This window comes from Arenibacter palladensis (assembly GCF_900129275.1).
Classification (GTDB): Bacteria; Bacteroidota; Bacteroidia; order Flavobacteriales; family Flavobacteriaceae; genus Arenibacter; species Arenibacter palladensis.
The window spans coordinates 876,048-891,783 of the sequence record NZ_FQUX01000001.1 but is presented as its reverse complement, the minus strand read 5'-3'; the positions used below and the strand labels follow the sequence as shown (position 1 = coordinate 891,783).

At 39.7% G+C, this 15,736-nt stretch carries 17 protein-coding genes; 8 read left to right on the top strand and 9 right to left on the bottom strand.

Annotated elements, in window-relative coordinates; genetic code table 11:
* Positions 1-591: a TetR/AcrR family transcriptional regulator gene (locus tag BUA60_RS03525; RefSeq protein ID WP_072860330.1), complete on the top strand. Its 591-nt coding sequence runs from the start codon at positions 1-3 to the stop codon at positions 589-591.
* Here the strand turns inward: BUA60_RS03525 and BUA60_RS03520 are convergent.
* The 3 genes from BUA60_RS03520 to BUA60_RS03510 are packed head-to-tail and all read right to left on the bottom strand — an operon-like array spanning position 583 to position 2,261.
* Positions 583-1,086, bottom strand: coding sequence for a YciI family protein (locus tag BUA60_RS03520; RefSeq protein WP_072860329.1), 504 nt, complete (start codon positions 1,084-1,086; stop codon positions 583-585). The genes BUA60_RS03525 and BUA60_RS03520 overlap by 9 nt on opposite strands.
* Complete coding sequence (locus BUA60_RS03515; RefSeq protein ID WP_072860328.1) at positions 1,074-1,547, bottom strand: CYTH domain-containing protein; 474 nt, start codon at positions 1,545-1,547, stop codon at positions 1,074-1,076. Before BUA60_RS03515 ends, BUA60_RS03520 begins: the two co-directional genes overlap by 13 nt.
* A gap of 24 nt (positions 1,548-1,571) precedes the next feature.
* Positions 1,572-2,261 (bottom strand): Rossmann-fold NAD(P)-binding domain-containing protein, encoded by a 690-nt coding sequence (locus BUA60_RS03510; RefSeq protein ID WP_072860327.1) that lies wholly within the window; start codon positions 2,259-2,261, stop codon positions 1,572-1,574.
* A gap of 60 nt (positions 2,262-2,321) precedes the next feature.
* Here BUA60_RS03510 and dinB point away from each other — a divergent pair, with 60 nt between their 5' ends.
* Positions 2,322-3,419 carry a DNA polymerase IV gene (dinB, locus tag BUA60_RS03505; protein ID WP_072860326.1) on the top strand — a complete coding sequence of 366 codons (1,098 nt, stop codon included), beginning with the start codon at positions 2,322-2,324 and terminating at the stop codon, positions 3,417-3,419.
* A 70-nt stretch (positions 3,420-3,489) separates the two neighbouring features.
* Here the strand turns inward: dinB and pyk are convergent, their stop codons facing one another.
* The 5 genes from pyk to BUA60_RS03480 all read right to left on the bottom strand — a co-directional run bounded on the left by pyk (position 3,490) and on the right by BUA60_RS03480 (position 7,922).
* Positions 3,490-4,932, bottom strand: a complete 1,443-nt coding sequence (pyk, locus tag BUA60_RS03500) for a pyruvate kinase (RefSeq protein ID WP_072860325.1) — start codon at positions 4,930-4,932, stop codon at positions 3,490-3,492.
* Between the two features lie 3 nt (positions 4,933-4,935).
* Complete coding sequence (locus BUA60_RS03495) at positions 4,936-5,400, bottom strand: IPExxxVDY family protein (protein ID WP_072860324.1); 465 nt, start codon at positions 5,398-5,400, stop codon at positions 4,936-4,938.
* A gap of 174 nt (positions 5,401-5,574) precedes the next feature.
* On the bottom strand, positions 5,575-6,318 hold the full coding sequence (rnc, locus tag BUA60_RS03490) for a ribonuclease III (RefSeq protein WP_072860323.1): 744 nt from the start codon (positions 6,316-6,318) through the stop codon (positions 5,575-5,577).
* Between the two features lie 8 nt (positions 6,319-6,326).
* Positions 6,327-7,577 carry a beta-ketoacyl-ACP synthase II gene (fabF, locus tag BUA60_RS03485; RefSeq protein ID WP_072860322.1) on the bottom strand — a complete coding sequence of 417 codons (1,251 nt, stop codon included), beginning with the start codon at positions 7,575-7,577 and terminating at the stop codon, positions 6,327-6,329.
* Between the two features lie 111 nt (positions 7,578-7,688).
* Positions 7,689-7,922, bottom strand: coding sequence for an acyl carrier protein (locus BUA60_RS03480; protein WP_008269813.1), 234 nt, complete (start codon positions 7,920-7,922; stop codon positions 7,689-7,691).
* 159 nt (positions 7,923-8,081) lie between these two features.
* Between BUA60_RS03480 and purN the strand changes: the two genes are divergently transcribed.
* From purN to BUA60_RS03460, 4 genes are all read left to right on the top strand, one after another.
* A complete protein-coding gene (gene purN, locus BUA60_RS03475; protein WP_072860321.1) occupies positions 8,082-8,651 on the top strand; it encodes a phosphoribosylglycinamide formyltransferase in 570 nt (189 codons plus the stop codon).
* On the top strand, positions 8,651-9,286 hold the full coding sequence (locus BUA60_RS03470) for a ribonuclease H1 domain-containing protein (RefSeq protein ID WP_072860320.1): 636 nt from the start codon (positions 8,651-8,653) through the stop codon (positions 9,284-9,286). Before purN ends, BUA60_RS03470 begins: the two co-directional genes overlap by 1 nt.
* Positions 9,287-9,373: 87 nt before the next feature.
* Positions 9,374-10,300, top strand: coding sequence for a PfkB family carbohydrate kinase (locus tag BUA60_RS03465; protein WP_072860319.1), 927 nt, complete (start codon positions 9,374-9,376; stop codon positions 10,298-10,300).
* Positions 10,301-10,344: 44 nt separating this feature from the next.
* A complete protein-coding gene (locus tag BUA60_RS03460) occupies positions 10,345-12,243 on the top strand; it encodes an amidophosphoribosyltransferase (RefSeq protein WP_072860318.1) in 1,899 nt (632 codons plus the stop codon).
* Between the two features lie 492 nt (positions 12,244-12,735).
* On the opposite strand, the gene BUA60_RS03455 is transcribed toward BUA60_RS03460, so the two are convergent.
* Positions 12,736-13,326 carry a carboxymuconolactone decarboxylase family protein gene (locus BUA60_RS03455; RefSeq protein WP_072860317.1) on the bottom strand — a complete coding sequence of 197 codons (591 nt, stop codon included), beginning with the start codon at positions 13,324-13,326 and terminating at the stop codon, positions 12,736-12,738.
* Between the two features lie 55 nt (positions 13,327-13,381).
* Here BUA60_RS03455 and BUA60_RS03450 point away from each other — a divergent pair, with 55 nt between their 5' ends.
* Together BUA60_RS03450 and BUA60_RS03445 are read left to right on the top strand one after the other, a co-directional pair.
* A complete protein-coding gene (locus BUA60_RS03450; protein WP_072860316.1) occupies positions 13,382-13,804 on the top strand; it encodes an OsmC family protein in 423 nt (140 codons plus the stop codon).
* A 19-nt stretch (positions 13,805-13,823) separates the two neighbouring features.
* Positions 13,824-15,734: a peptide-N-glycosidase F-related protein gene (locus BUA60_RS03445; protein WP_072860315.1), complete on the top strand. Its 1,911-nt coding sequence runs from the start codon at positions 13,824-13,826 to the stop codon at positions 15,732-15,734.
* Positions 15,735-15,736 lie beyond the last annotated feature (2 nt).

The following is a 15,736-nucleotide window of genomic DNA, read 5'->3' as shown; positions in this document are numbered from 1 at the left end:
ATGGAGAACCAGGAGGAATTTTTAGAATTCGCTATTTCCAAATTTTTAAAATTTGGGAGCAAACGATTTACCCTGGATGACCTCGCCCATGAAATGGGTGTCTCAAAGAAAACGATCTACCGGCATTTTTCGAGCAAGGAAGAAATAGTACAGGAAAGCCTAAAGTACCTATTGAACAAAGTACGAAATGAGATAACAGAGGCAATAGAAAAAGAAAAAAACAACCCTATCCAAGGAATTATTTCAATTTACAGGATAGGGTTGAATAATCTTAAAAAGTTTAGTCCGTCATTTTTATTGGGCCTAAAGAAATACTATCCCAAAGCCAACGAACTTTTCAATGGATTTAGGGCAAGCGTAATACATGATAATGTCCTTGCGCTTTTGCAACAGGCCCAAATAAAAGGCCAGATCAGACAGAATGTGAATTTGGCACTTACCTCCCATATATATTTGAACAGATTGGAATATATGCTTTTTTCAACCCACAATCTCTTTGACAAATACAGCAGTTCAGAATTATTGGAACATTTGATCATAAATAATCTTAGAGGTATAGCAACAGAAAGCTATGTATCCAAACTATCTTAGTTTGAACCCCTTGGCAGCCCACCATGGATGTATCTCAATGGCCAGCCTGCCTGTTTTTACCATGGGATCCATATTTGCCAGACTATCTGCCATTTCTTGGGTAGGCACATTGTAGATAGTAATGCCACGTATGTCCCCATTATCCCCAAAAGGACCCGAAATATCGGCATATCCTTCCTCGTACATTCTACCCAAATGGGCCAAATGTAAGGCCTGTAGACTATCTGCCTCAGTCTTGGATTGGGACCGATTTGGACCACTCTTTAAAAAGGCAATAAAATATTGTTGCATCAAGATGGTATCCTTGGTCTTTTCATCTATATATTCGAAAGTTTTAAATCCCTGTGATTCCAAACGCTTCTTCAATTCGGCAACGGAAGGCTCGGGTTCAATAACTTGCTGCTCCATTTTTATACTTAGTTCCTCTACCTTATCCTTACAGGAAAAGCACTGCCACAATAATATTACAACGAATAACAACCTTATTTTTTCCATGTCTTAAAAGGGTTTTTGCTCAGCTGTGAATTGTAATATTTGATATCTGAAGTTACTTCATCCCCCAACCATTGAGGTTTTAAAAAGTCCTCATCTTCATGTTCCAATTCAACTTCCGCTATTATCAATCCCGAATTGTCTCCAAAAAATTCGTCTACCTCAAATATATGTTTCCCGACCTCAATAAAGTATCGCATCTTGTCTATTACCCCTGGCTCGGATAAATTCATCAAGGCATCCGCCTCCTTAACGGAAATTTCCTTTTCCCATTCAAAACGCGTGGTACCATTCTGGTTACCCTTTCCCTTCACCGTTATATATCCTCTGTCTCCCTTGATCCTTACCCTTACCGTCCTTAAGGGGTCCGTATTTAAAAAACCTTGTACAATTCTTTCCTTTTGAACAGCGTCTGTCTTAAAAGCTTCCGACTTCACTAAAAATTTACGCTCTATTTCTATCATTTATGCTAATTGGTTACTAATGTATTAAAAATGGCTACGGTAAATTTTTTCAATTTCATGAGACTGGATCCTGTCATTGCCAGAATTATTGTTGGCCAACCAAACCATTGTGCCCGCAATAACCTCCGGTTCAATGGACCTATATTTTTCCAAGGGTCCAACGAGAACTAAATTAAGAACCTTCATAAACTGCTTGGCCAACCATTCCCCTATCCGTTTCTCCTCCCGCTTACCTCCTATCAATGAAGGTTGTAAAATATAGGTATGGTGGATGCCACACTTTAATACAGCTTCTTCCATTTCCCCTTTTATTCTGTTGTAGCTAACACCACTTTTGGAATTGGCTCCCATGGCCGAGATGACCAGGAAGGTTTGAATCCCATTTTCACGACCTATTTTGGCCGCCGAAACCGGTATCCCAAAATCTATCTTTTTGTACATTTCCGTATCGGGGGTTTTGGCCTTGGTAGTACCAATACAACAAAACACCTCATCCCCTAGAAAATCGGCCTTATGACCTTCCAAAGTTAAGAGGTCTACTATATGTTCCTCTAATTTTGGATGGGAAAATCCAATACTGCTCCTAGAAAAGAGCCTTATTTTTATATAGCGTTCATCCTTGAGCAACATCTGCAATAAATACCCGCCAGTTAAGCCGGTTGCACCCAATACTATGGCCGTTTTCCCACTTAATTTTATTTGTCCCTTCCCCATTTTCTGCGTTTAACATTTTAGGTGGGGCGTAATAGCCCCAACTTGTTATAAATTTACGGTATGAAATTGGATTTCCCACAACGAAAAATAATCCATGTGGATATGGACGCGTTTTACGCCTCCGTAGAACAAATGGACAACCCTGCTCTAAAGGGCAAGCCTTTGGCCGTTGGTGGGGCCGAAAAAAGGGGTGTGGTTTCCGCCGCCAGTTACGAAGCCAGAAAATTTGGCGTGCGTAGTGCAATGAGTGGTTATTTGGCCAAAAGAAACTGTCCCGATCTAATATTTGCTCCCCCGCGTTTTGAACGTTATAAGGAGATTTCCCTTAAAATTAGAAATATATTTTTCGATTATACGGATTTGGTGGAACCGCTTTCATTGGACGAGGCCTATTTGGACGTTACGACCAACAAAAAAGGAAATCCCTCGGCCTCCCTTATAGCAGAAGAGATTAGACAGCGTATTTTTAACGAAGTGGGCCTCACCGCATCGGCAGGAATATCCATTAACAAATTCCTGGCCAAGGTTGCAAGCGACTACAATAAGCCCAATGGTCAAAAAACCGTTAATCCAGAAGAGGTAATATCTTTTTTGGAAGAATTGGAAATTAGAAAATTCTATGGCGTGGGGAAGGTGACGGCAGATAAAATGTATCACCTCGGTATTTTTTCGGGAAAAGACCTTAAACAGAAATCCGTTGAATTTCTAAGGGAACATTTTGGTAAAAGCGGGGATTACTACTACCATGTGGTTAGAGGTATTCACAACAGCGAGGTAAAGCCCAATAGAATCCCAAAATCGGTAGGTGCCGAGCGTACTTTCGATGAAAATTTGAGCAGTGAGATCTTTATGCTTCAAAGATTGGAAAACATTGCCACGGAACTGGAAAAACGTCTAAAAAAATCAAAGATATCAGGGAAAACGGTAACCTTGAAAATAAAATATAGCGATTTCACCCTTCAGACGCGGAGTAAGACCCTACCCTATTATATTGCGGACAAATCCTTGATATTGGAAACTACCAAAGAGTTGCTTTACCAGGAAAAATTGGAAAATTCCGTTCGCCTATTGGGGATATCCCTATCCAATCTAAATACGGAAAAAAATGAACCCTTGGAACAAAAGGTACTTACCGTACAATTAAAATTCGACTTGTAACAACAAAAAAAAGACCTGTCCAGTTTAAACATCCAGACAGGCCTTTTATAATATATTCGGTAATCCGTTTCTAAAAATTACAGCTTTCTATTTGTGAAACACGCAAGGTATTCACCATACCTTTATCTTTAATAGGCATAGCCGCCAAACTGATCAACATGTCCCCAACTTCCAAAAATCCTTTCTGACATGCCATTTTATTGACATCCTCAATAGTTTCGTCCGTAGACACATACTTATCATAATAAAAGGCCTTTACTCCCCATAACAAGTTGAGCTGTGTAAGGATCCTTTTATTGGAGGTAAACACCAATATATGGGCCTTTGGTCTCCAGGCAGATATTTGGAAAGCCGTATATCCACTATTGGTCAAGGTAGAAATAGCCTTGGCCTTTATTTCATTGGCCATATTGGCGGCATGGAAACAAATTGATTTGGTGATATATCTATTGGTCCTAACCTGAGGTGGCTCATGCGGCACCTTAATTAGATCTGAGTTCTCAACACTTTCCAAGATACTGGACATTTTTTGTATTACCTGCACAGGATAATTTCCAACGGAAGTTTCCCCTGAAAGCATTACTGCATCGGCCCCATCCATTACCGAGTTGGCCACATCGTTCACCTCGGCACGGGTAGGCGTAAGGCTGGTAATCATGGTTTCCATCATCTGGGTGGCTATAATTACCGGTATCCTGGCCTTTTTGGCCCTTAGTACCAATTGCTTTTGGATAAGGGGTACTTCCTGTGCCGGAACCTCAACTCCCAAATCTCCTCTTGCAACCATCAATCCATCACAATATGCCACAATCTTATCGATGTTTTCTACCGCTTCAGGTTTTTCAATTTTTGCAATAATTGGAATTTTATGCTCGGAATGTTCCTTAATAATATTCTGTAGGTCTATTAAATCCTGACTAAATCTCACAAAGGAAAGGGCTATCCAATCCACGTCTTGCGATATGGCAAAAATGGCATCCTTGATATCCTTAGTAGTCAATGCTGGTAAAGAGATATTGGTGTTTGGCAGGTTAACCCCTTTCTTGGATTTCAAAGGCCCGCCTTGGATTACTTTTGCCCTAACTTCATCCTTTGAGTTGGTAGAAATTACCTCGAACATTAACTTTCCATCATCCAACAAGATACGCTCCCCCGCTTTAACATCTTTTGGAAAATTAGTGTAGTTCATATACACTTTTTCCGCATTTCCTTCGAAAGGCTTACCGGTAACAAAAGTTATTTCATCTCCTGGGGCAACTACTACTTCACCGGCCATAACCCCGACCCTTAATTTTGGTCCTTGTAAATCCGCAAGAATAGAGGTGTAAGTACCTAATTCCTCATTCAAATCACGAATCATTTGTATGCGCTCTGCAACGTCCTTATAATCGGCATGGGAAAAGTTTATCCTAAAGACATCCACTCCAGCCTCAATCATGTCCTTAAGAACACTCTTCGTACTAGTAGCTGGTCCTAAGGTCGCTACTATTTTTGTCTTTTTATTTATTGGCATTATTTAAAATATTAAATTATTTTTAGATTTTAGTTTACTTGCATCCACCAAATAGGCCGTTATGACCTTAGGGATTGTTAGTACAGACTTCAAAATTTTATCTTCCACGTCCAATTCGTCGTGTTCTATCTTTAAAAAGTAGTCGACATCCCTGTATTCAGGAACCAAATGATATTTTGTAAAAGTTGGCTGATCCTGAAACAGATTTCCTATACTCAATACCTCTTCCTTTACATCATTGTTGCTTACAAATGTGTAATAGCGATCATTTACTTCATCTCTCCAATCAAAAATTGGGAACGAGCCACCTTGCGACAAATCCAAATCGTTCACGGACCTCTTCAACTTTGTTTTAAGACAAGAATTAAGTGCATATACCAGCATGAAATCTTCTATACTGCTGTGCAAAGCGATTAAAGTGAAAGTTTCTTCATAAAAATCTTCCGAAATTTTGTGTATCGCTGCCATACTTTCCGTGAAAGGCGTAAATATAGGATTAATAACGAAACTAGCCTATCCATTCCAAGTATAAAACGTTGTTCAGACTACGAAAACGTTGGAGTTTAATAAAATTTTCAACCCTTATGGCCATTGTAGAGTTTTCTATCCAAATTTTGGAGATAGTCCTTTAATTTAAGGATATCACTCATTGGATTTATCCATTTTGTCCTGTAAAGCAAAATACGCCCTTTTGGAAGCCCGTTCCTCGGCCTTCTTTTTTGAAGTCGCCCTAGCTTTGGCCACAATTTTTCCAGCAATGGACAATTTCACGGCAAAATGTTTAACAACATCATTTCCCGTATCCTCGTAAATATCGTAATTAAAGGATTTTTTTTGTTTTTGGCACCACTCTATCACCAAGCTTTTATAGCTTATGACCTTGCCCTCCAATTGTTCAATATCCACATAGGGATCTATAATCCTTTTGCTTATAAACTTTTCGCAGAATTTATATCCCCTATCCAAATAAATGGCACCGACCAAGGCCTCAAAAACATTTCCGTGTATATTGTCTCCGAAGCGCGATTTAGGAATTCTACTCTCCACAAAATCGATAAGGTTTAAATCCTTCCCTAGTTCATTCAGGTGTTCCCTACTAACGATCTTAGATCTCATTTTGGTGAGATATCCTTCGTCACCGTCCGGAACCTTACTATATAAGTGCTTGGAAATTATGGTACCCAACATGGCATCCCCTAGAAACTCCAAGCGCTCATAATTCATCGGAAAACCGGCCTTATCCTTCCTGTTGGCAGAGCGATGGACGAACGCTTTTTGATAAATTTCCAGATTTTTTGGCTTAAAACCCAAAATTTTTTTCATTCCCAAAAAAAAATCCCCATCCTGTTTTGAATGGGAATTAAATAAATTGGAAAAAGCGTTCATATTATGACTTAGCTAATTTTTTTAAATATTACACATGCATTATGTCCCCCAAATCCGAAAGTGTTGCTCAGGGCAACATTTACCTCTCTTTTTTGCGCCTTATTAAGGGTAAGGTTTAATTTGGGATCAATATTCTCGTCTACCGTAGTATGGTTTATGGTAGGTGGTACCAATCCATGCTCCATGGCCAATATTGAAGCTATGGCCTCAATAGCACCGGCAGCACCTAAAAGGTGACCTGTCATGGATTTTGTAGAGTTAATGTTTATCTGGTGCGCATGCTCTCCGAAAACCTTGGTAATGGCTTTTAACTCGGCAACATCACCTAAGGGAGTTGAAGTACCATGTGTATTTATGGCATCCACATCTTCAGGTTTTAATCCGGCATCCTTTAAGCAATTCTCCATTACCCTAACAACTCCAATTCCGTCAGGATGTGGGGCCGTCATATGGTAGGCATCACTGGATAAACCTCCACCTGCAACCTCGGCGTATATTTTTGCTCCCCTAGCTTTGGCATGCTCATATTCTTCAAGGATTAGAGCTCCTGCCCCTTCACCCAGCACAAATCCGTCCCGAGTAGCATCAAATGGCCTAGAAGCTGTTTCTGGGCTCTCATTACGTGTAGAAAGCGCATGCATTGCTCCAAAACCGCCCATTCCGGCAATGGTAACCGCTGCCTCACTACCACCAGTAACTACAACATCACAATATCCCAAACGAATGGTGTTCAAGGCATCAATTATAGCATTGGCAGAGGATGCACAAGCAGATACCGTAGTATAATTGGGTCCCATAAAACCATGCTTTATAGAGATATTGCCAGGAGCAATATCAGCAATCATTTTTGGGATAAAGAATGGATTAAACCTTGGTGTTCCGTCGCCTGCGGCAAAATTTAAAACTTCGTTCTGAAAAGTTTCCAATCCGCCTATACCAGCTCCCCAGATTACTCCTGTTCGAAACTTATCTATTTTATCAAGATCCAATCCTGAGTCTTTTATGGCTTCATCTGAAGAAATGAGTGCATATTGGGCAAACCTGTCCAACTTTCGCGCCTCTTTTCTATCAAAATAATCCTCGGCATTATAGTTCTTTAATTCGCATGCAAATTTTACTTTAAACTTCTCTGTATCATAATAAGTAATGGGGGCCGAACCACTTTTTCCGTTCTTTAGGCCTTCCCAATACTCTTCAATATTATTGCCAATAGGTGTCAAAGCACCTAGACCAGTAACCACAACTCGCTTTAATTGCATTGAACTAAATTTTTGTTTAACTTATTAAGTTAGGTGTAAATTAAAAAAAATTATCCATGCAGCGTCTTTACCACATGGATAATTTTGAAACTTGTTCAAGAAATCATAAAATTACTTGGCTTCTTCTATATAACTTATAGCTTGACCAACTGTAGCAATGTTTTCTGCTTGATCGTCCGGAATTTGAATATCAAATTCTTTTTCGAACTCCATTATCAACTCAACAGTATCCAATGAATCTGCCCCTAAGTCGTTGGTAAAGCTAGCTTCGGTTACAACTTCGTTCTCATCAACACCTAATTTATCTACGATGATAGCTTTTACTCTTGATGCAATGTCTGACATAATAATATCGGTTTTAAAAATTTAAATTGATGGCAAAAATAAAAAACTTTGGTTTAATAACACTATTTGTCGTTAAAATGTGATGTAATTTAATAAAATTAAATACAAGAGTGCTATTTTAGCCCAAAATTATTTTCTGTCCTAACCCCAAAACAACACATGAAAAGGATTGTCCTATTTGCTTCCGGCTCTGGTTCCAACGTTGAAAACATAGAACACTATTTTCGCGACAATCCAGAGGTTTCCATTAGCTGTGTACTATCCAATAAAAAGGACGCCAAAGTTTTTGAAAGATGTAACCGATTAAATTTGAATGCCATATACTTTAATAGACATTCTTTTTATAACTCGGACTGTGTTTTAAATATACTTAAGTCCTTTAATCCGGACCTCATTGTTTTGGCTGGATTTCTCTGGAAAATTCCAGACAACCTCATCGCCAACTACCCCAATAAAATTATAAACATCCATCCGGCGTTGCTCCCCAAATACGGCGGCAAGGGAATGTACGGCATGTACGTTCATGAAGCGGTAAAAAACAATAATGAGGTGGAAACAGGGATAACCATCCACTATGTAAACGAGAATTACGACGAAGGAGCCATCATTAAGCAGGCAAAGGTTGCTTTAAGCCCAAATGATACTCCTGAAATGATTGCAGAAAAGGTCCATCACTTGGAATATGAGCATTTCCCTAAGGTGATTGAGCAGGTATTAATGGGGACATAATGGCCAAAAAAGAAAAATTCTATACCGTTTGGAAAGGAAGTCGACCAGGAATCTACACCAGCTGGAAAGACTGTAAAGCAGCTATCACCAACTACAAAGGGGCCCAATACAAATCCTTTCCCACCTTTGAGGCCGCAAAAAAGGCATATAACGGCAATTATGATGATTACAAGGGCAAAAAAATTACTTCCTCTTCTCTGAGCAAGGAACAAATTAGTAAAATAGGCGAGCCCAATTATAATTCCATTTCGGTAGATGCCGCTTCTAGTGGTAATCCGGGTATCATGGAATACAGGGGAGTAGATACCAAAACCAAAAAAGAGCTATTTAAACAGGGGCCATTTAAGCAAGGCACCAATAATATTGGCGAGTTTTTGGCCTTGGTACATGGCCTGGCCTATTTAAAACAACAGAATAGCGACAGAATAATATATACGGATTCCAAAACGGCCATGAGTTGGGTCCGAAAAAAAAGCTGTAACTCCAAATTGCCCGAGACCCCTGAAAACAAAGTGGTTTTCGATTTGGTAAGGCGCGCCATAACCTGGCTTGAAAAAAACACCTACACCACAACTATAGTGAAATGGGAAACCAAGGCCTGGGGTGAAATACCTGCAGATTTTGGCAGAAAATAGGGATATCATCATTTTTTAAAATTTGATTTCCATTGCTGTGGAATTCGCAGTTCAAAAACCTATCTTTGCAGCAAATTTCGAAATTTAATGGGCAAACTTTTAATCGTAGGAACAGTTGCATTTGACGCTATAGAAACCCCTTTCGGCAAAACCGATAAAATTTTGGGAGGGGCTGCCACCTTTATTGGATTGGCAGCTTCACAGTTCAGAGTAAAATCTGCCATTGTTTCTGTTGTGGGCGAAGATTTCCCTCAGGATTATTTGAATCTTTTGACCGAAAAAAATATAGATATTTCTGGCTTACAGGTCATTAAAGGGGGCAAAACCTTCTTTTGGAGCGGAAAATATCACAACGATCTTAATTCCAGGGACACCTTATCTACCGAATTGAACGTACTTGCCGACTTTACCCCAGTAGTTCCAAACAATTTTAAGGACGCAGACGTATTAATGTTGGGAAATTTACACCCGGACACACAACTGAGTGTAATTAATCAAATGGAAGAACGACCAAAACTAATAGTATTGGATACCATGAACTTTTGGATGGACCATGCGCTTGAAGCGTTGAAGGAAGTTATTAAACACATAGATGTGATCACCATTAATGATGAAGAGGCCAGGCAGTTGACTGGAGAACACTCCTTGGTAAGGGCTGCTGAAAAAATACATGTAATGGGCCCTAAATTTGTGGTCATTAAAAAAGGGGAGCACGGAGCGCTGTTGTTTCACAAATCCAAGGTGTTTTTTGCACCGGCGCTGCCCTTGGAAGAAGTTTTTGATCCAACAGGAGCCGGAGACACTTTTGCAGGTGGCTTTACCGGATATTTGGCGGAATCGGAAAACATAAGTTTCAACAACCTAAAGAGTGCGGTTATACACGGTTCCAATTTAGCATCATTCTGTGTTGAACGTTTTGGCACTGAAAGAATGGAAAAATTAGAAAAGAAAGAGGTCAACAACAGGTTGCTCCAGTTTAAGGAGCTAACCCAATTTGATATTGAATTACAATAAATATGTGCCCTAATTTTACAGGGCATTTTTAATTTAAAGTTACCATGAGCGACGCTATTAAGCATGAATGTGGAATTTCCCTGATTCGGTTATTAAAGCCGTTGGAATATTATCAAGAAAAGTACGGTTCTGCCTTTTACGGGGTAAACAAGATGTACTTGATGATGGAAAAACAGCATAACCGTGGCCAGGACGGTGCCGGTTTTGCCAGTATTAAATTAGACATGGAGGCGGGCGAGCGGTACATGAGCAGGGTACGCTCCATAGACCAACAACCCATACAGGACATTTTTGCCCAAATAAATGACCGTATCAATACTTCATTTAAAGAAAATCCGGAATATCTGAATGATGTTGCCAAGCAAAAAAAGCATATTCCCTACATCGGGGAAGTACTTTTGGGACACGTTCGATATGGAACTTTCGGCAAAAACAGCATAGAGAGCGTACATCCTTTTTTAAGACAAAACAATTGGATGCACCGTAACCTGATCGTTGCCGGTAATTTTAACATGACCAATGTTAATGAACTTTTCGACAACCTTGTGCAAATTGGGCAGCACCCCAAGGAAAAGGCCGATACCGTTACGGTAATGGAGAAAATTGGTCATTTCCTGGACGATGCCGTTGCACAACTCTATAAGGATATTAAAAAAGAAGGGTTCAATAAAAGGGAGGCCTCCCCATTGATTGCGGAAAGATTAAATGTTGCCAAGATTTTAAGAAGAGCGGCCAAAAATTTTGACGGAGGTTATGCCATGGCCGGACTTTTGGGACATGGAGATTCCTTTGTACTTAGAGACCCTGCGGGGATTAGACCTGCGTATTACTATAAAGACGACGAGATTGCCGTAGTTGCATCTGAAAGACCTGCAATTCAGACTGTATTCAATGTTAACTTCGACGATGTTAAGGAATTGGACCCTGGGCACGCCATTATTATCAAAAAGAATGGCAAGGTTAAAATCAAGAGAATTTTAGAACCTACCGAAAGAAAGGCCTGTTCTTTTGAGCGTATATATTTCTCCAGGGGAAGCGATAAAGAAATCTATCAGGAAAGAAAAATGTTGGGAAAACTGCTTTTTCCACTTATCCTGAAATCGATAGACAACGATATAAAAAATACCGTATTCTCTTATATACCCAATACTGCGGAAACCTCCTTTTTTGGAATGGTAATCGCAGCACAGAATTACATGAACAAAAAGAAAGAAGAACAAATTCTTTCTATTGGCAGAAAAATAACACGGGAAGAACTGCATGAGATTCTGGAAGTAAGGCCTAGGATAGAGAAAGTAGCCATAAAAGATGCCAAACTACGGACCTTTATAACACAGGATAGCAGCAGGGACGATTTGGTGGCACACGTTTATGATATATCCTATGGATCTGTGAAGGAAAATGATAATTTGGTCATCATAGATGATAGCATCGTTAGAGGAACCACGCTTCAGAAGAGTATCCTAAGAATTTTGGACCGACTTTTGCCTAAGAAGATTATAGTTGTCTCATCCGCACCTCAAATACGTTATCCTGACTGTTACGGAATAGATATGGCAAAATTGGAGGATTTCGTGGCATTTAAAGCTGCTTTGGCCCTACATGAAGAAAGGAACACCATGAATCTTGTGGAAGAAATCTACAAAAAATGTCTACTACAGACCAAAACACAAGACTCTGAGGTGGTAAATTACGTAAAGGAATTCTATGCACCTTTTACTGCAGATGAGATTTCCGACAAAATTGGGCAATTATTAAGTCCGCCAGACATTAAAGCCGAGGTTCAAGTTATATATCAAAATATTGAAAACCTACATGAAGCCTGTCCCAAAAATTTGGGAGATTGGTACTTTACAGGCAATTATCCCACTCCAGGGGGTAACCGCGTGGTAAACAGGGCATTTATAAACTTTTTTGAAGGTAAGAACGAACGGGCATATTAAACATTTCATCGATGAAGGGTAGGTTTTTATGCACTTCATCGATGAAATACACTCTTTAACGTCTTTTTGATCAAAAAGCTGCTGTGCACATGTACTTTAGTAGTGCCATAGCATAAGTAGGTTAAGTTCATGGTAAGATTTGGGGCAAAAAAGGTGGAGACTTCTCCACCTTTTTTATTGGCACCAATTCTACATACAGACTCCGCTGTATTACATCCTATATAATCTACTGTTTATCGAATAAGAAGTATTTCAACTTAATAAAGAGACATTCATCTAAAACCTTTTTTCCACAACTTACATTAGTATACTTTTGGAGGACCATAGCATAAGTAGGTTAAGTTCATGGTAAGATTTGGGGAAAAAGGTAGAGCTATGCTCTGCCTTTTTATTTTTGACCAAATCTGTAATGATATTATGGAATAAAGAACTTCCTAAAGACAAATTGAATTTAATTGGACGGTTCCCACATTGCAACAGGAAGTAATTTGGCTAAACGTGTTTCCCCCTCTCCCATCCATATTTTTCTAAATACTGCTTACCACTTTCTATAGCATCATCTTCCAAGCTTGTAGCCATAGTGTCGTTCCAGCGGTTTAAAAAGCCGAACAAAGAAATGACCCCCAACATTTCAACTATCTCTCCTTCATCCCAATGTTTATATAAGGCTTTCTTTATTTTAGAATTCATGGTATTGGGTACCTGGGAAGCGGCCAATGCAAAATCCAAGGCTGCTCGTTCGGCCTCTGAGAATGCCGAATGCGTCCTATACTCCCAGATATTATCCAATTGTTCCTGTTCAGCCCCATAACGTTCTGCCGCCCTTATGGCATGCGCCTGGCAATAGCGACAACCCGTGGCATTACTACTTACCCAGGCCATCATTCTTTTCAAAGCCGAGCTTACCTTTCCCTCATTTGCCATCACCGCCATATTCAAATTAATAAATGCCTTGGAAATAGCAGGCCGATGCTGCATGGTCAATACCGAATTAGGACAGAAACCCAAAGTTTCATTAAAAAATTCAGCCAACTTTTTGGTCGCTGGATCGTGATCGGCATCTAAAGGGTCTACAAGGGACATGATTTGTGAATTATGCGTATTTTTGACCTATACAAGTAACGAAAAAAACACCTACATGACAAATCAAATCACTACCAAATGGCTTGGTAATATGGCCTTTGAAAGCAATAATCCGTCCGGAAACAACGTAATTATAGATGTAGCCCCTGAAAATGGGGGAGAAGGCATGGGATACAGGCCTAAAGCTCTTATGTTGACCGCTTTGGCCGGTTGCTCTGGTCTGGATGTTGCTTCCCTAATTAAAAAAATGAAACTGGAGGTCCAAGAGTTTAGAATAGAGACTATTGCCAACCTAACCGAGGAGGATCCCAAATATTATGACAAGGTATTGATAGAATATCATTTTTCCGGCGATAACCTCAACGAAAAAAAATTGCAAAGGGCCGTTGACCTTTCAGTAGAAAAATATTGTGGGGTAATGGAAATGTTCCGGCAGTTCTCAACATTGGAAATCAAAACTTATTTCAACAAACAATAATTAGGCGCTCAACTTTCCAATGATCAATAGAGTTTTGTTTTTATTTTGTGGTTTTCTATGTTCCCAGCAAATTTTACAGGCCCAGCATACCGAAAATATTATAAGCCACAACCAGGAAACCATTGTTACCGACCCATCAAAAGGTGAAAATAGTTATAAGCATTGGGCCGTCTTTCCTCCCAAAAGCAAGGAAATTCGCCAAATAGTCTTAAATCTTACTTTTGAGTGCCCTAACAATATGCGCTGTGCAGACTGGGATTACGTGGATCACATTAAAGTGAGGCAAAAAAATGACACCACCAACTATGAAATTGCTAGAATGCTTACACCCTATGGCGGCAGATTTCAGGAAGATTGGCGATTTGATTGGAAAGTGGACATTACGGATTTTAGTCCCATTTTAAGGGATAGCCTCGAGGTAGATTATATACATACAGGTTACGAAGACAATAAAACCCGAGGATGGAAGGTTACCGTGGATTTTGAAATTACTTATGGGACTCCAGTTGCCGAGTCACTGGCCATACATAAGGTCTACGATGGTAATTATAGTTATGGGGATAAAACCAACCCCATTGAAAATCATTTACAACCCGTATCTATAAATGCCCATAGCAAATCAACTTTTGGGAAAGTAAAAATACATCAGACTGGCCATGGAATGGATGCCAACGGCTGTGGGGAATTTTGTGACAAATACCGTGACATACTTTATAACGGCAAAGTCATCGATAGAAAACAATTGTGGATGGCATGTGGAGATAACCCCTTATATCCACAAGCCGGGACCTGGATCTTTGACCGGGCCAATTGGTGTCCCGGTTATTTGTTGCAACCAGATGAGGTAAGTTTTGACTTAAATTCGGGACAGGAATTTACCATTGACCTTAATATGGAACCCTATGAAACGGAAAAACCCAGTGCAAAAGAACTTCTAGTGGCCTATGTACTGGAATACGGCAGGATAAACTCCGAAAATGACGTAGCTTTAGTGGATATCATATCCCCTTCCAATGAAAAAATCCACAGTAGAAAAAATGAAACTGGAGCCTTGGCCGTTATCCGGATAAAGAACAATGGCCAGAACAATTTAAAATCTTTGGTAGTAAATTATTTTCTAGAAGGACAGAAACCAAAGGAATTTAAATGGAAAGGAGACCTTCCCTTTGGAGAAACGGCAATACTCACCTTACCGGAAGAAATATACCGTGAAAAGGATTCCGCTAAATTTTACGTGGCGTTAAAAAGACCCAATGGCAAAAAAGATGGTTACGGATTTGACAATTCCAAAAGCTCGGTCTTTACCAAACCTAATATCCTGCCCGAGTCCACTATTATTTATTTTAAGACGAATAGTAAGCCCGGCCAAAATGAATATTCCGTTACCGATAGCTACGGAAAACCAATATTCAAAAGAGATAGCGTAGATCTTAAACCTAATACCGTCTATTTGGATACCCTGAGACTACAAAAGGGCAACTATACTTTTAAGGTAGATGATAAAGGAGGGGATGGACTTGAGTTTTGGTTTAAGGCAAAAGATGGCAATGGTAGCGTTAAACTATTGGATACTTTGGGGCAGGCCATAAAACATTTTAATTCCGACTTTGGGAGCCATATTATGTATAACTTTAGAGTAGAACCTGGAGTTCCCTATCATTTGGACAACGAACCGTCCATAAACATATTCCCAGCTAGAACCGAGGGCCCGGTAACATTGGATTATTTTGCCAACCACGAAAAAGATGTGGAGGTCATTATTACCCAACAGGAAGATGAGACTAAAATAGTGGAAACCCATACCTACCTAAATTTCAAAAAGGGTATTTTTACATATGACCTCTCCTATTTGCCCAAAATGCGCTACTATTTTAAAGTTGTGATAGATGGCAAAGAGGTATTTAAAAATAGAATTAGGCTAAAGGAGTAATT

Excerpts from the sequence above, each read along its gene's own strand:
- BUA60_RS03525 (WP_072860330.1), top strand. The coding sequence starts at position 1 with ATGGAGAACCAGGAGGAATTTTTAGAATTCGCTATTTCCAAATTTTTA.
- BUA60_RS03520 (WP_072860329.1), bottom strand. The coding sequence starts at position 1,086 with ATGGAAAAAATAAGGTTGTTATTCGTTGTAATATTATTGTGGCAGTGC.
- BUA60_RS03515 (WP_072860328.1), bottom strand. The coding sequence starts at position 1,547 with ATGATAGAAATAGAGCGTAAATTTTTAGTGAAGTCGGAAGCTTTTAAG.
- BUA60_RS03510 (WP_072860327.1), bottom strand. The coding sequence starts at position 2,261 with ATGGGGAAGGGACAAATAAAATTAAGTGGGAAAACGGCCATAGTATTG.
- dinB (WP_072860326.1), top strand. The coding sequence starts at position 2,322 with ATGAAATTGGATTTCCCACAACGAAAAATAATCCATGTGGATATGGAC.
- pyk (WP_072860325.1), bottom strand. The coding sequence starts at position 4,932 with ATGCCAATAAATAAAAAGACAAAAATAGTAGCGACCTTAGGACCAGCT.
- BUA60_RS03495 (WP_072860324.1), bottom strand. The coding sequence starts at position 5,400 with ATGGCAGCGATACACAAAATTTCGGAAGATTTTTATGAAGAAACTTTC.
- rnc (WP_072860323.1), bottom strand. The coding sequence starts at position 6,318 with ATGAACGCTTTTTCCAATTTATTTAATTCCCATTCAAAACAGGATGGG.
- fabF (WP_072860322.1), bottom strand. The coding sequence starts at position 7,577 with ATGCAATTAAAGCGAGTTGTGGTTACTGGTCTAGGTGCTTTGACACCT.
- BUA60_RS03480 (WP_008269813.1), bottom strand. The coding sequence starts at position 7,922 with ATGTCAGACATTGCATCAAGAGTAAAAGCTATCATCGTAGATAAATTA.
- purN (WP_072860321.1), top strand. The coding sequence starts at position 8,082 with ATGAAAAGGATTGTCCTATTTGCTTCCGGCTCTGGTTCCAACGTTGAA.
- BUA60_RS03470 (WP_072860320.1), top strand. The coding sequence starts at position 8,651 with ATGGCCAAAAAAGAAAAATTCTATACCGTTTGGAAAGGAAGTCGACCA.
- BUA60_RS03465 (WP_072860319.1), top strand. The coding sequence starts at position 9,374 with ATGGGCAAACTTTTAATCGTAGGAACAGTTGCATTTGACGCTATAGAA.
- BUA60_RS03460 (WP_072860318.1), top strand. The coding sequence starts at position 10,345 with ATGAGCGACGCTATTAAGCATGAATGTGGAATTTCCCTGATTCGGTTA.
- BUA60_RS03455 (WP_072860317.1), bottom strand. The coding sequence starts at position 13,326 with ATGTCCCTTGTAGACCCTTTAGATGCCGATCACGATCCAGCGACCAAA.
- BUA60_RS03450 (WP_072860316.1), top strand. The coding sequence starts at position 13,382 with ATGACAAATCAAATCACTACCAAATGGCTTGGTAATATGGCCTTTGAA.
- BUA60_RS03445 (WP_072860315.1), top strand. The coding sequence starts at position 13,824 with ATGATCAATAGAGTTTTGTTTTTATTTTGTGGTTTTCTATGTTCCCAG.